General features: G+C 63.3%; 12 protein-coding genes. 4 read left to right on the top strand and 8 right to left on the bottom strand.

Annotated features, from left to right (window positions below; genetic code table 11):
• Nucleotides 1-28 precede the first annotated feature (28 nt).
• The 3 genes from HGB51_RS00060 to HGB51_RS00050 form a co-directional block, all read right to left on the bottom strand.
• Complete coding sequence (locus tag HGB51_RS00060) at nt 29-2,233, bottom strand: P-loop NTPase family protein (protein WP_070207732.1); 2,205 nt, start codon at nt 2,231-2,233, stop codon at nt 29-31.
• Nucleotides 2,230-3,447, bottom strand: coding sequence for a hypothetical protein (locus HGB51_RS00055; protein WP_070207733.1), 1,218 nt, complete (start codon nt 3,445-3,447; stop codon nt 2,230-2,232). Before HGB51_RS00055 ends, HGB51_RS00060 begins: the two co-directional genes overlap by 4 nt.
• A 92-nt stretch (nt 3,448-3,539) precedes the next feature.
• Entirely contained in the window at nt 3,540-4,064 is a 525-nt protein-coding gene (locus HGB51_RS00050; protein WP_070207734.1) for a DUF3592 domain-containing protein, read from the bottom strand.
• 255 nt (nt 4,065-4,319) lie between these two features.
• Here HGB51_RS00050 and HGB51_RS00045 point away from each other — a divergent pair, with 255 nt between their 5' ends.
• Complete coding sequence (locus HGB51_RS00045) at nt 4,320-7,403, top strand: galactose-binding domain-containing protein (protein WP_070207735.1); 3,084 nt, start codon at nt 4,320-4,322, stop codon at nt 7,401-7,403.
• A gap of 56 nt (nt 7,404-7,459) precedes the next feature.
• On the opposite strand, the gene HGB51_RS00040 is transcribed toward HGB51_RS00045, so the two are convergent.
• On the bottom strand, nt 7,460-7,957 hold the full coding sequence (locus HGB51_RS00040; RefSeq protein WP_070207744.1) for a hypothetical protein: 498 nt from the start codon (nt 7,955-7,957) through the stop codon (nt 7,460-7,462).
• Between the two features lie 88 nt (nt 7,958-8,045).
• The gene (locus HGB51_RS00035) at nt 8,046-8,633 is read right to left on the bottom strand and encodes a TetR/AcrR family transcriptional regulator (protein ID WP_070207736.1); all 588 of its coding nucleotides are present in this window, start codon (nt 8,631-8,633) and stop codon (nt 8,046-8,048) included.
• 109 nt (nt 8,634-8,742) lie between these two features.
• Between HGB51_RS00035 and HGB51_RS00030 the strand changes: the two genes are divergently transcribed.
• The gene (locus tag HGB51_RS00030; RefSeq protein WP_070207737.1) at nt 8,743-9,033 is read left to right on the top strand and encodes a type II toxin-antitoxin system Phd/YefM family antitoxin; all 291 of its coding nucleotides are present in this window, start codon (nt 8,743-8,745) and stop codon (nt 9,031-9,033) included.
• Nucleotides 9,026-9,412 carry a type II toxin-antitoxin system RelE/ParE family toxin gene (locus tag HGB51_RS00025; protein WP_070207738.1) on the top strand — a complete coding sequence of 129 codons (387 nt, stop codon included), beginning with the start codon at nt 9,026-9,028 and terminating at the stop codon, nt 9,410-9,412. Before HGB51_RS00030 ends, HGB51_RS00025 begins: the two co-directional genes overlap by 8 nt.
• A 356-nt stretch (nt 9,413-9,768) precedes the next feature.
• Here the strand turns inward: HGB51_RS00025 and HGB51_RS00020 are convergent, their stop codons facing one another.
• The 3 genes from HGB51_RS00020 to HGB51_RS00010 all read right to left on the bottom strand — a co-directional run bounded on the left by HGB51_RS00020 (nt 9,769) and on the right by HGB51_RS00010 (nt 13,857).
• Nucleotides 9,769-10,599, bottom strand: coding sequence for an HNH endonuclease family protein (locus HGB51_RS00020; RefSeq protein ID WP_141739119.1), 831 nt, complete (start codon nt 10,597-10,599; stop codon nt 9,769-9,771).
• Entirely contained in the window at nt 10,586-12,553 is a 1,968-nt protein-coding gene (locus tag HGB51_RS00015) for an AAA family ATPase (RefSeq protein WP_171966691.1), read from the bottom strand. Before HGB51_RS00015 ends, HGB51_RS00020 begins: the two co-directional genes overlap by 14 nt.
• 458 nt (nt 12,554-13,011) lie before the next feature.
• On the bottom strand, nt 13,012-13,857 hold the full coding sequence (locus HGB51_RS00010) for a hypothetical protein (protein ID WP_052914393.1): 846 nt from the start codon (nt 13,855-13,857) through the stop codon (nt 13,012-13,014).
• A 55-nt stretch (nt 13,858-13,912) separates the two neighbouring features.
• Here HGB51_RS00010 and HGB51_RS00005 point away from each other — a divergent pair, with 55 nt between their 5' ends.
• Nucleotides 13,913-14,674 carry an IS5 family transposase gene (locus tag HGB51_RS00005; RefSeq protein WP_137138293.1) on the top strand — a complete coding sequence of 254 codons (762 nt, stop codon included), beginning with the start codon at nt 13,913-13,915 and terminating at the stop codon, nt 14,672-14,674.
• The last annotated feature ends 317 nt before the right edge of the window (nt 14,675-14,991 follow it).

Genomic DNA, 14,991 nt, shown 5'->3' with positions numbered 1-14,991 from the left:
AGTGCCGGCCGCCGGCCGGCTCCAGGCATCACTTAATCGCGGCCACAGCCCCCATAGCCTGCAACTCACGCTGCAACAACGCTTGCACCTCCTCACGCTGGAACTGCGTAACAAACACCGGCACCGCAAAGACAAACGGCAACCCATCCGCCTCGCGCCGTATCACATACGCCAGCTGCAGCCGCGCCAGCGCGTGCCGCACCTGCTCCGGATCAATGCGCACGCCAGCAGCATCGAAGGTGGCCAGCAGCTCTACCAGCGTGATTCCACGCTCGCCGCTGGCCGCAAGCTGCGCGGTCGCCACCTGGTAGACCACGATGCGGTCGATCCGGCACGCCGCCGGATCCGGACTCAGCCGTGCCCAGCCGGCCAGCGCGTCGATCACCGGCTCGCTGACCAGCGCCGCATGCACCTGCCTGGCGTCCAGCACCCGCTGGCCGCGCCCGAGCTGGCTGAGCAGCTGCTGGCAGGTAATCGCCACCAGGTTGGCGCGATGCCCGCATGCGGCCACCAGTCGGTTCGGCAGGTCCGGACTGGCGTAATGCACGCCCAACCGGGCCATCGGTACGGTCGCCAGGGCCCGGCAGGCGTCTTCCTCCAGGCTGCCGACGTGGATGACGTCGCCGAAATTTCGCAGCGGCGACGCGAAGTCCAGGGTGACCGCTTCGTACAGATCCCAGAACCCGGCCAGCATGAAGTGGCAGCGCCCTTCTTCGCTCAGCGCGCGCAGCGCCAGCAACTGCGGGTAGCCCTGCGCGGCCTCGGCGCGCAGGAACAGATCGGTCTCGTCGATCAGCAGCAACAGGCCGCGACCGGCCGCGCGGGCGGACAGCTCGGCCACCAGTGCATCGATGCCGGTGTCCTCGGCCATGCCCAGCTCCATCGCCAGGCGCATGGTCAGGCGGTGGTCGCGCAGCGACAGGTACACGCAGTGCACGCGCGGGTGGCCGGCAAAGCGCCGCTCGATGGCCTTCATCAGGCTGGTCTTGCCGAGCTGGCGCCCGCCCACCAGCAGGTAGTTGCCCGGTTCGCGATTGAGCACGCGCGCCAGCAGCGATTCGCGGCCGAAGAACGCCCCCGGCCGCGTGATGCCGCCGTGGGTCTGGTACGGCGAAATGCGGGTCACCCGCAGCTGGCTTGCGAGCAGGTCGACCAGCGCGTCCAGCGCGCCTGGCTGCAGCAGCCAGCGCGTCTGCGCGGCCTGTTCCAGGCACACGCACAGGTTTGCCGGGTCGTTGGCATGGGCCACGAGCTCGGGCTCTGCGGCCAGCGAAGGACTGACCACCAGCACCACGTCCTGGCCGTTGGGCATGCCGCGCAGCGCCTGCACGATCGCATCGGCCCCCAGTGCCGGGTCGGGCTGGTACAGCCACAACCGCTCCAGCGCCAGCGGCAGCGTATCCGGCAGGGTCCACTCGCGTACCAGTCCGGGCAGCGACCAGCCCGGTGCCGGCGCATCGACCGCGCCGATCCGTGCCGCCAGCTGCAGCGCGCGCGTGCCGGGCGCTGCGTGCACCTGGCGCAGCGCGTCGCGCCAACGCACCGTGGCGATGCCGGCGCCGGCCAGCACGCGTTCGCGCAGACGCAGCCAGCCCAGCTGGCGATCGATGGCAGGCAGGCCCTGCAGCGGCTGCTCGAACAGCAGTTTCGGCTCGGCGATGATCGCGGCCACGGCCGGCCGCACCCAGTACCAGAGCAGGCCGAGCGCGGCCAACCCGAGCACCGAACCGCCCAGCAGCAGCGACAACCACTGCACGATGGTCCAGGGCTCCTGAGCGCGGCAGTTGGGCGGCAACCACCGCGCGGGCGGCGCCGGAGTGCCCGGACGACAGCGCCAGTACTGGGTGCTGGGTTCCAGGGTCTGCTCGATCACCGTGCCGCCCAGTCCGCTGTTGGCCGGGAAACGATCGGTGAAGCGCAGCCGCAGCACCCACGGGCGCGGCAGCTCGGCCTCCACCAGCGTCTCGGCCGGGTCGTGCACGCCGGGCACTGCGACCTCGCTCGGCCAGGTTTCATGCTGCAGCCAGTACGACAGCGCTTCTTCGCGCAGGAACATCATGTCGATGTTTGCCCGCTGCATCAGCATCATGCTTTCGCCGTCGCGCTGCATGCGCCACAGCTGGACCGGGTTGAGCCACGGCACGAACAGGTAGCTGCCGACGAACCAGGTGAGCCCGATCACCAGCAGCAATGGCACGCCCACACCGAGCGACCTGCGCGGCAAGGTCATCATGCCGGTTGCGCCTCCAGCCCTTCGATCACCTGGTGCACCGCGCGGCGGATCGCGTCGCAGCGCCACTCCAGGCAGGCGCCGTGCGGGTGCACGCGGGCCGCCAGCAGGTTGCTCCAGTACAGTTGGCGCAACAGTGGATCGGCCAGGTAGGGGCGTGCCGGTCCCAGCGTGGGGCGCGCCAGCCAGCCTTCCACCGTGGCGCGGGTGGCCGGGTCGCGCAGCAACGGCACCAGCGCTTCCCACAGCCGCGGATGGGTGGACAGGGTTTCGGTGATCGCCGCATCGTCGAGGCTGGCGTCGGCCAGCAGCACCAGCGCCGCCTGGGCCAGCAGGGGATGTCCACCGGAAAGATGCAGCGCACGCATGAGCGTGGCCTCGGTCGCATCGACCGCACCCCGGCGCAGATCGTCCACGCCCAGTTCCGGCCAGCTTTCGGTGGCGGCGATATTGAGCAGCGAGAGATCGCCGCCCTGGTACTTGAGGTCTGCCAATGCAGCGCCGCCGCAGATCAACAGGTGCAGCTTGCCGCTGTACATTTCGCTGAGGCTGCGCAGGATTCCGGCGAGCACATCGCGCGGTTCGGGCGCGCCCTGCTCGAAGCGGCTGACCAGGCAGAACAAGGGGCCCGGCTGCTGCAGCAGGCGCGCCAGCGACATTTCGAAGCTGGCATCGGACGACACGCCGTCCAACCCGCATTGCGCGGCCAGCAGCGCGAAGTAATCCTGGTCGCCCTCGCCGGCGCGGAACGGGGGCTGCAGGTGCAGCACCCGCTCTTTTCCATAGCGCATGGCCGCCTCGGCCAGGATCGCCGCGCGCTCGGGCGGCTGGCCCCAGTGCGCCTGGGTCAGCAGCAGGCTGACCGGATACGGCCGCAGCGCCTGCAGCCGGTCGAACAACCGGGTGACGGTCGGCGGCACCAGTACCGGTGGCGCCGCCTGCCCTTCGTTGACCGCCGTGGCGGCCGGCTCCACCGGAAATTCCGGTTCAAAGCCGGCCGACTGCAGCAACGCGTTGCACTCGATTTCGGTCAGCCGCAGGTAGTTGGCACAGGCCAGCACGCGGTCGCGATGGCGCCGGCTGGGTCGCGAGGTGCCGGCCCGCCAGTTGTTGACCGCCTCACGGCTGATCCCGATCTCCGAGGCCACCCCACCCGCGCTGGCGCGGATCCGCCGCATGTGCCGGGACAGCAGGTCCGCGAAGTCCAGGGCAGGCATGGGAAACGACCAGAAAGGGAGTGAGCCGCACACCCTACCGTGACCGCTTGGACTGTCAACCACATGCGTACCGGCCACGACAGTCTCCCGGCTCAGCCGGCCGGGACGGCTGGGGTCTGACGCACGAACAGCTTGCGGGTCAGCAGCAGGTGCACGATGAAGGCCAGGATCGCCAGCATGCCCAGCGCCACGATCACCCGCCCCAGCACCGAGCCCAGGCTCTTCTGGCCTTCCAGGCGGTCCAGCCGCTCGAAGTGAGACGGATCGGCACGCGCGTATGCCACGGTGACCTGCGGTTCGTCGCCCAGGTACGGCGCGGCATTGTCTTCGGAGGTGGAGAAGTTGCCGGTATGGGTAACGCCGTTGGCTTCGAAGTCGTAACGGAACTGGTACTGGTAGGAGACCCTGCCCTTGCGACGTTTCTCTTCGATGTGGTCGACCTGCACCGGCGCCTGCACGGTGACGGCATCCTTGAGGATGGCTTCCGCATCACGGTGCCCGCTCAGTGCCGACCAGGCGAAGAACACGGCCAGCACGGCATAGCCGATGCTGCACAACCAGCGCGAAGCGCGGGACAGGCGGGCGTGCGAGGTGTCTGAAACTGGAATGCTGATCATGTGATTACCCCAAAAGTGGACCGATTGCGTCATCAGCCGGCAGGCCGTGACTTCAGTTGCCAGTGTGGGCGGGAGCGATGCGTTGCTGAACGGGCAGCCTGTCAAGTCAAGGCATGCGGCACCTGACGATTCGTCAACCGGGCCGTCCGGCGACGGGGGACCCGGCCGCATACTGCACTGCGTCATGTAACCGATTACATCCCCTGCTAGGGTTGCCCCGCCTCACTGGCGAGGCACGAGTACGAGGTTGTTTCGATGGGCTTGCATGTAGTTCGCCGTACGCTGTTGTTTTCCGCACTTGGCCTGTTCCTGGCGTCGTCGGGCTTCGCCCAGGACCTTCCGCCCCGGTCGGCGTGGAAGGCCAGCAGTTCCTCCCAGCAGGTCGCGGCCATGGCCATCGGTCACCTGATCGATAACGACCCCAAGACCGTCACCGGCGGCGCCTTCAGCCCCGGACACTGGTTCCAGATCGACATGGGGCAGCCCACTACTCTCACCGGCGCGCGCGTGACCTGGGATGTCTCCAATCCCGAGGGCTACAGCCTGCAGACCTCGCTGGACGGAACGCAGTGGCAGACCGCGTACACCATGCGCGATTCGCTGGGTGGCATCGAAACCGTGTCCTTCGCCCCGCGCCAGGCCCGCTACCTGCGCCTGGCCAGCCCCGAGCGCACCTCCGACTGGGGCGTGTCCATCTTCGAACTGGAGCCGCTGGATGCGCGGACCGGCCTGCGCGTTGCCGGACTGGATGCGACCCAGGCAGCGGCGCTGTGGCAAGGCGGCGGCGCCATCGCCATTCCCGCCGACAAGGCCGGCGGCCACGTACTCGACATCGCATTGCCGCACGCGCTGCCTACTACCGGCCTGGTGGTTGAATGGGCCGGTGCGCACGGCGCCGCGCGCCTGCAGGCGCAGGATGCCCAGGGGAAATGGACCGACCTTGCACACGACCCGCAGGCCGGCAGCCGCCAGCAGAGCTGGCTGGCCGGCAGCGCGCCGGTGACCGCGCACGCCCTGCGCCTGCAGGTCGACGGCGACGCGCCGAAGATCGCCCGCGTGCGCCTGCTCGGTCCCGCTGCGGTCATGACCCCGATGAAGCGCTACCAGATCGCTGCCAGTGGCGCGGACCGCGCGTTGTTCCCGGCCTCCCTGCACCTGCAGCAGACCTACTGGACCGCCGTGGGCGTGCATGGCGGCCTGCAGAAGTCGATCTTCGACGAGCACGGCAACATCGAAGCCTTCAAGGGCGCGCCGCTGGTGCAGCCGATCTGGCGCAGTACCGACGGCACCACCGCTGCAGCGGCCAGCCAGTCGGTGCAGCACGCACTGCGCGATGGCTGGAAGCCGATGCCGTCTGCCACCTGGCAACCGCAAGCCGGGCTCGAACTGCGCAGTGAAGCGTTCGCAGTGGAACTGGACGGGCAACCGGTCACCCTGGTCCGCCATCGCCTGCACAACAGCGGCGGCGCGCCGGTGGATGGCACCTTCAACCTGGTGGTGCGGCCGATGCAGATGAATCCGCCGTGGCAGAACGGTGGGTTGTCGCCGATCCGCAGCATCGAGGTCGCGGACAACGCGGTGCGGGTCAACCAGCGCACGCTGCTGCTTTCGCTCACCCCGATAGAAAGCGCCGGCGCGGCCGCGTTCGGTCCCGATGGCAGCACCGAAATCACCGCCGCCGTCGCAGCGGGTCAGTTGCCCCGTGCGCAGCAGGCGGACGATCCAGAGGGCCTGGCGTCAGCCGCCCTCGCCTACCGCATCCAGCTCGCACCGGGCGCCAGCCAGTCGGTGGTGGTGGCGTTCCCGCTCGGCACCGCGCCGGCCGACGCGCACGGGGTGCTGCCGGAAGCCCCAGCGCTCGTGCTGGATACCGCCGATGCGGATGCCACCTTTGACAAGCTGGCCAGCCGCGCCGCCAACGACTGGCAGGCGCGCCTCGGCCAGGTCGGGCTGCGCCTGCCCGATCCCTCGCTGGTGGACATGCTGCGCGCGCAGGCCGCTTACATGCTGATCAACCAGACCGGCCCGGCCATGCAGCCCGGTCCACGCAACTACAACCGCTCCTTCATCCGCGACGGCATGGCCACCTCGGCGGTGCTGCTGCGCATGGGCGAGTCGAAGATCGCGCGCGACTACCTGGACTGGTACACCGGGCACGGTGTGCATGACAACGGCCTGGTCTCCCCGATCCTCAACAACGACGGCAGCGTCAACACCGGTTTCGGTTCGGACATCGAGTACGACAGCCAGGGCCAGTACGTGGCGCTGGTGGCCGACGTCGCCCGGCTCGACGGCGGACCGGAATCGGTGCGCGCCTACCTGCCCAAGGTGAAAGCCGCACTGCGCTTCCTGCAGGAGCTGCGCGAGCGCACGCTGGTGCCCGGCTACATGGCCAACCAGCCCGCGCCGGAGCGCTTCGCCGGCATCCTGGCGCCATCGATCAGCCATGAGGGTTATCCCGCGCCGACCCACAGCTATTGGGACGACTACTGGGGCCTGAAGGGCTGGCACGACGGCGCGTGGCTGGCCGAATCGCTGGGCGATCACGAAACCGCGGCGTGGGCGCGCGAACAGTACCGTGCCCTGCACGATGCGCTGGCCGCCTCGATCCGCGCCACCATGGCGTGGAAGGGCATCGACTTCATACCTTCCTCCGCAGACCTGGGCGATGGCGACCCCACCGGCGTGTCGATCGCACTGGACCCCACCGGCGCGCAGGACGTGCTGCCGGAACAGGCGCTGCGCACCACCTTCGCCCGCTACCTGGACGACGTGCGTAAGCGCAACCAGCCCGATGCGCTGTATGCCTACACGCCCTATGAAATCCGCAACGTGCTCAGCTACGTGCACCTGGACCAGCCGGAAGCGGCCAACGAGCTGCTGCAGGGCCTGCTGCACGACCGCCGCCCGCTGGAATGGCAGGTACTGGCCGAAGTGGTGCATTCGCGGCTGCGTTTCCCGCGTTACCTGGGCGACATGCCGCATACGTGGATCGGCGCGGAGTACGGCCGCACGTTGTTCGGCATGTTGATGCGCGAAGACGATGATGCGTTGTCGCTGCTGCCGGGCACGCCGAAGTCGTGGCTGGTAGGCGAGGGTCTGGCGGTGGAGCGGCTGCCGACGGCGTTCGGTACGTTGCAGATGGAGGCGAACGACCGCGACGGCACGCTGCACGTCACACTCGGCAAGGGACTGCGCAAGGACACGGCGGTGCGGGTCTGGTGGCCCAGCCGCACGAAGCCGAGCGAAGTACGGGTGGATGGACGCGCGGTGAAGGACTTCGACGACAAGAGCGTGCTCATCGACAAGCCGTTCCATTCGCTGGAGGCTCGCTGGTAGCAGCGGACGTAGAGCCGGGCTCTGCCCGGCTCCAACGTGCCGGGCAGAGCCCGGCGCTACCGCGCGTTTCGGCTGCGCGCACGCAGCATCCAGCATTGCGCAGCGAACCCGATCACGAACACCACCAGACAGCCCAACAGCGACTGCAGCACCACCGGCGCCATCGGCGCCGACGCCAAGGGATGCGACACAGGCAGTCGGGTCAGCGATTCATTGATCGCAGGTACCAGCCCGAGCAGGAAGCTCAACGACAGCGCAAACGTGGACAGGTAAGGCCTGAGCCTTCCAAAGAACCGCAGTCGGTTGACCAGCAGCCCACCGAACGCCACCAACAACACCACGATGCCGAAAGCGTGACCCGGATTGAGCCCACCGGTACTCGACACGGTGAAGGAGCTGGCGACAGCCAGCACCAAGCCACCCAGGTACAGCTTCCCTGAGCGTCTGGCTGGATCAATCGTCCCGTGCCGCGCAAACCCATACAGGCCGGCGATCACGGGAACCAGGCTGATCGCTGTGTGCAGCGCGCCGAGAACGGAAAGGGGTTGAGCCATGGGCTTGCTCCAAAGTATATCTACTAGTAGGTAGAGTGAATGGTCGAGAAAAAGGCCTGCGCGCTGCAGGCCCTGGTGCCGCAACAACTCAGTGCGCGGGAGTCAGCCTGGCAACGCACAGCCGAGCCAGCGCCTCGAACGTCTGCGCATCGCCAAAACCACGAGCGGCCAGCATCGCGCCATGCACGGATGCCATGAACGCCTTCGCCTCGTCGGCAGGCGCGCCCTGCAGTCGGAACTGCCCTAGGGCGATCCCTTTCTCCAGCGTGCTCTCCAGCCAGCCACTGAGATCCTCGAAATGCCCGCGTACCTGCTCGGAGATCTCCAAGGGAATCAACGGAGACTCCGCCGCCAACATCGCGCAGATGCACAACGACGATGTGCCGCCCCCGATGCAGCTTGACCAGTAATCCACGTAAGCATTGAGCTCCTTGAGCGGATCGTTCAACTGCCGGTCCAGCATCGCCAATCCTTCGCGGGCCTCGGCGCGATACAGCTCCACTACCGTGCGGACCAAGTCGGCCTTGCTGGGAAAGTGGTGGTGGATGCTTGCCTTGCTGATGCCGACACGCGCGGAGATGTCGGCATAGCTGAAGCCGTTGTAGCCCCCTGCTTCCAGCAACTGGCGGGCATGGGTGACGATCTCGGTGGCTTTGGGGGACAGGTCGGGCGTCATGAGCCTACTCTACTAGTAGGTAGGCTATCGGGTCAACTGAACGAGAACAAAGAACGCGCGAATTCTGTACACTTTTTGGCACACCCACTCGCTGCCAGAGAGTCAACCCATGGCCGTTTCAGCCCGCGACGTGATTCCACTGTCGCAAGCCCGCGCAAACCTTTCGGAACTGGCGGACCAGGTAAAAGCCGGCGCCGAAAAAATCGTAACCAAGAATGGCGAGAGCTACGTCGCCATCATCGACGCGCGGCGTCTCGACTATTACCACCAGTTGGAACGCGAGCGTATCCACCTTCTCCTGCTTGAGGACACGGAAAAGGGCCTCGCAGACATTGCCGCCGGGAACGTTAAGGACGCCCGCAGCGCACTTGAAAGCCTGAAACGGCGTCGTCGTGACTGAGCTTCTTGTCGTCAAACTAACCGCAAACTTCGAGCGCAGCCTTGAAGAGATCCGCGCATTCTTCGTGCAGAACGATGCACCGGATGCATTTGATGCACTGCTGGAAGACCTGACGGACAGGGTAGTCCCAAACCTGGAGCGATTTCCGCTGATGGGGCGGTCGTTCCTAAGCCGCCCCATCCGATCGGTCGAGACAACTCAGGCCAGCTCCAGATTGCGCAACCGACTGGACAGCCTTGCGCCTGACGGCGACATTCGGGAGTACATGATGTCCCAATACGTGATGCTGTACGCAATCACTGAGAGCACGGTGTATATGCTTTCCATCCGACACCACCAGAAGGTGTCCTTTGATTTAGCTAAACACTGGTCCGACTAGAATCTCGGACGAGAACAGCGAGAACAAACAACCGCGTCCCACGCCTAGTCCGCTCGACTCATTCGCACTCCGCTATCCGCGGAGTTTGCGATCAAGGCAGTGGAGAGATTCCAGCTAGCTCGTCGTGAGTTTTTCCACAGGATCTTGCCAGAAGAAAACTAAATTAATGAAACCGAGCAGTTTGGACATCCTTTCGAAATGTAGATACTTTCGCACCCGTAGTCGATTACACGGTGCGTCCCAATCGTCGCCTGACTCCAGGGCTACAGTGTGCTCAGGACCATCTTCTCGAGCCCGCCCAGAGTGGCACAGTGGGCACGCTGCAAAAAATTCTGCGGCAACGCTTCTCGGCTCATTCACAGCAATTGGTCAAGCCCCAAAGACTGCAGGAATGGCCCCATGTGCTCTCGTACCAGCGACCGTGTCAGGGCCACGTAAGCTTCCTTAGGCTCAAGAAAGCCCACGAGATCGTCTAAGTCTGCGCCGGGCTCTAGCCCCGCCTCGAGCGCCGCAACGGTGTGACGAATAGCGGCCATCACGATTCTTCGATGTCGGGCCCGCATCTGAAGAAGCTCTAGCCGAGCAAGGCCGCAGTGGTGAATCGTCGCCAAGCCCTTCTGACTTGGAACGCCGTTAATCACAACAGGTTCTATGCGACCGTCGGCTCTGAACTCCAAATGGTCATTCGGATCATCCAAGGTAGGGTTCAGCAACAGCGCATCCTCCTGCACCATTCCTTTCGGCCCCGATGCGCGGCAAGACTCATCGGCGACGGGAAAAAAATTAGCCTTGCCGATGACTCTCCCAACCTCGTCGTAGTCCAGCTGGGTCCGCGGACGGTTGCAGTCTGCACAGGAAAGCAGCAAGTTGGACCACTTCCCTGCCAACCAGAAATACCCAGGTAATTTAGTGGGGGCACCCGTAGTGGAGTCCTTTACGATGACCTTTCCCTTTGGACGATAGTGTTCGATGTCGCCAGACTGCGTCCCCGCCAAAAGCGACTCGCAGTACACGCACTTTCGTCCAAAAACCTGATCCAGCGCCCTCCTAGATTCTGCCGTAGAGTACGCTGTAAAAGTCAGCTTCTCATTCTTCTTTAAGGCAACGAGATTCGCCCTGAGCTCTTTGGCTGCAGCCTTGGCGAGACTTGGCGGCGCACTTCCCTTCGGACGTTCAATCTTGATCAAGAGGAACCTCCAACGCAGGTGCAATCTCCATCATCAACCTGCGAAGCTTCGCAACCGTGTTATCAGAGAGGCTGGACACCTTGATCGACGATACTTGTGGGATCTGGGGCGGCCCCTCGTTATCCAGCAGTCGCAGAGCTAGCCGTTCTCTGCGCGAAGACCCCAAGTAGCGCGCATCGGTCAACTCTTGAATGATCTCATCCAGCCGGCTCTCATCCAACTTGCTGCGACCATTCACCTGAATTAGGCCCTCGTACTCCTTGACCAAGTCCTCTATGACTGGATCAAGAGTACTGTGAAGCCCAAAATGCTCGGAAGTAAGCAACTGTTCTACGCGCAGATTACTAACGGAAGGTAGATCTTCTAAAGCGTAGATCTCTCCGTGTTTGTCGCGTCGAAGTACAGCCACTTCTCCACCGAGAAGCCCACGCAGGCATAGCGGATCGTGCGTGCTGAAAATAAACTGGATTTGCGGAAAGGCCTCGCGCAAAGCGCTAACGCATCGCAATCGCCAAGCAGGGTGAAAATGGTTCCCGAGTTCGTCAACAAGGACTACGCCCTGTGCATCTTCCATGGACTCATGCGCGAGATACATCACCTGCATGATGTCGACGGCCATGCCCAGCATTGATTGATAGCCATCACTTAATTCACTGATCTTACGATCGGAATTTTCCGTGAATTGAACGCGCAACCCTTCTCCCACCACTTCTCGCACAACTTCCAAATGCTTCTCGATGGGAAGCAACCGACGCAGCACCTTGTTGACATCCTCCACGCATTTTGGTTCCAGCGCAGCAAGCCAAGCCTCGGCGTCCGTTAGCGGCATGAAGGGATCGAAAAGGTTGTCGATCTTGGCATGAGGTTCACCATGTCGCGGCTTATGCCTACCTCGCGGGAGCAGCCTGGTCGCGCCATAGGCGAGGACAAGCGATTGGGACGTGTCCGTGCTGAACTCGATCGCCCGATTCCGAAGCAAGGTCATCACAATATCGGGCTGTCCAACTATGGAAACCCTCACTTCGCCCTTGTAAGTATTAGGGAAGAGGAAATCCTTGCTAGTGAGTCGAAGTCGCTTTGCATATTTCTTGCCCGCCAACGCCATGGCGATCGCGCGCAATACCGTGCTCTTGCCGACGCCATTCTCGCCCAACAACGCAAAGCACGGCGCCCTGGCTGACTGAGATTGACTCAAGTCCAAGTTCAGAAGACGAATGGGGCCGAAGTTCTCGATTCTGACACGCTCAATATAGCGCGGGACGGCTCGGTAGTTCTCAAGGTTGCGTGCTTTCTCGGTGGAGACGTCAGCGCGATTCTTACTCGCAGCATTCTGGGCGTCAGATGCCGCAAGACTTTCTTGAACAAAAGTCTGATTGGATTCACGGCGGAGCAACTGTCGCCAAACTGCGGCATAGCCTCCCTGAGACGACGCTCTCTCCAAACGCTCCGCTGCGGATGCGGCAACGAACCTCTTCGCTTCAGACCGGCGAGCTTCGACAAGCGCAGCGCGGTTCAGAGCCAACGTCTCCACAGTGGCTATCCCGCGCTCGGTCCGACCGGCGACTACTCCGTCCGGCAGAAATGCTAAGTGATCGTCAGGAGCATCGAAAGGATCGCAAGGATCGAGCAGCATAGGGCGCTCGAACTGAACGATGGCGTCGTAAGGCATTCCATCTTGGGCACGCTCGCCCAAGACAGGAAAGCGGCTCGCTTTGTTGCGATTGCATGTGGGGCAAGCGAGGTACAAGTTGCGCCAGTCGGCAGCAAGATGCGAATACACAGCGGGGCTGCTCGGGCTTGAGTCGCTGGTCCGTCGGGGGCGAAAGAGTTCTATTTCACCCTCCGCAATAACGCCTAGAGGTGATTCGCAATAGCAGCACTGCCCGACGAAAACAATACTGAGGATGTCGCGGAACTCCCTGTACCGGGCACCCAAGATTTTCTGGAGGCCCACGGGGAGCTCGTGAGTTCCTCTCGTGCGCCTGTCAAACAATGAATCGGGTACTGCATCCGCGAGAAATGGTGTCATGAACGACGGACAGGGGGGCCGAACAATGGGCGTCACTTGCTATCCTCTACTCGTACAAATTCTGTCCGAGCTGGAGACGTCTACCGTCGACGCCCCCAACCAAGCTCACTTCACGAACGCACGCGATAGGCCCCAAAGGTCCTTTTCTTATTCCCACTCGATCATCAACAAGCCACGCAAGTCCGCGTGGTTAAAGGGTTTGGCTTTGATCGACATAGGCCCATACCGCCGCTTTTACCGTCAGGGAAACACGCCCTTTCCTGGCGCGGGTTTGCGCGGCATCGGCTCATCATCAATCAGCTTTAATCATACCGAACAAGGGGCCGAACTTCATCCTCTCGCCTCGCGCTGTGATTCCGCATACGAGAGCTTCTTTCGACCCATCATGCGATGCGATGCCGAACCCAAGTGGCTGCCTCTTCAACGGAAGACATGACCCGGCACGGGAAATCGCGTTCGATGCTCAAGTGCCGCTGCGTCAGAAGCGTGTGCATAGGCCCGTCCGTCAAAAGGACATCGCAGTAGCCTAACGCAGCGCCGGCATGATGAAAGTCGAATATGTCGTTGGCATTCAGCTTCTGCGTGCGATTCCAGCGTAGCGCCGCATGCAACAGAGCACCAACTTGCAGCGTGCGCAGAGCACGCCGACCGACTGGCTTCCGGACTGCTGCCCGTAGCAAGCCGAGACACTGCCTCGTGATTCCTTCCCGCTCATCTGCTGAAGGTTGGATGCCGAGGCCGAGCGACTTCACGGCCATGTCGTGCAGCACCTCGGCGGCGATCGGAGCTGCGAGTTCCAAGACACCATTAATCTCGTCGCGATAGACCTGCGCGAAGCTCTTCATCGACGGAGCGTGCGCCGCGTTGTCACGATTCAGCCGATCGGCAATGTCGACGAATGGCGAGGCGGGCGGCCAAGCGTCCCCGATGGTCTCAACCATCGTCGATAAAGAAACCTCCCAGAGGTGGTCGAAGAACGCCTTCTGAATGACGAGTCGCTCATCCTCTGGGAAGGCTGTGGCCACTGGATGCTGGACACCCAGGATGTACGGGACCTTGGTCCAGACCAAGTGTTCCAATGGATGAACGCTGTGCCCAACATTCGCATGGAGGAAATGCGCCACTTCCGTTGCCACGCGCGTCGGTTCGGGACTAAGCGTGATGCCGCAGCTCAGCTCGTCAATCAGTTCGGCCGTTGCACCCCGGGTTACTGGGTCCGACTGCTTCATTAGGGCGTGTTAACACTAATGGCGACGGCGACGATTGCGCCAGAAAATCTCCGACATGGAGATCACGCCCGAACAATTCGCTACCATTGAACACTGCCTGCCCAGGCAGCGTGGCAACGTCAGCCTGAGCAATCTGCAGGTGGTCAATGCGATCCTCTATGTGGCCGAACATGGTTGCAAGTGGCGCGGACTGCCCAAACGCTTCGGCAACTGGCACACGATTTACACGCGCATGAATCGCTGGACCAAAGCTGGCGTCCTGGATCGCATGTTCGAGGAGTTGCAGCGTGCGCAAGTCGTGCGTATCAGGATCGAAGCCGTCTCGCTGGACTCCACAAGCATCAAGGTCCATCCCGACGGCACAGGGGCACTAAAAAAAAGTCCGCAGTCCATCGGAAAGTCCCGAGGCGGATGGAACACCAAGATTCATATGGTTGCCGCGGATGCTCGAACGGCCGTGACGTTTTGCCTCTCGCCTGGGCAGGCGCACGACGCACCCGAAGGCCGGCGCCTGCTCAGCAGTCTTGGGCCGACCAGCAGACCGGTGCATTTGTTGATGGACCGTGCCTACGAAGGCAACGAGACACGGCAGCTGGCACTGGATCTGGGTTTCATTCCGGTGGTGCCACCAATGAAGACGCGGATCGAACCGTGGGACTACGACCGCGAGATGTACAAGCGCCGCAATGAGGTGGAGCGGTTGTTCCGTCGACTCAAAGGCTATCGCCGTATCTTCTCGCGGTTCGAGAAACTCGACCTCATGTTCCTGGGCTTCATCAGCTTCGTGCTCGTCGCTGATGGACTGAGGATGTGTTAACAGGCCCTAGTAAACGGCAGCGGATTTATCGAGCTTTGTTGGTTTTGCCCACCAGAGGTGGGTATAGGAAGTTCAACCGCCCTTTTTTGGCGAGTCTGGCGGGTAGGAAGCGGCCGCGCAAGCGCCGCTTTGGGCACAGATCGGGCACAGATCGGGGGTTCATGCGTGGGTTTTCGACATCGCGGGGCCGCGCAGCGGCTCAGTGCGTAGCCATTTCTCACCGAATCCCGGCACAGGGCCGAGCGCAGCCCTGCGGGGTCGTGGCCGCATCGGATCGGACTCTGGCTTGGCTGCCGGCTGTGTGGCCGGCACCTCGT

The organism is Stenotrophomonas bentonitica (assembly GCF_013185915.1).
Taxonomy (GTDB): domain Bacteria; phylum Pseudomonadota; class Gammaproteobacteria; order Xanthomonadales; family Xanthomonadaceae; genus Stenotrophomonas; species Stenotrophomonas bentonitica.
Note: the sequence above shows the minus strand (reverse complement) of the source record. Positions and strands in the feature narration are given on the sequence as shown.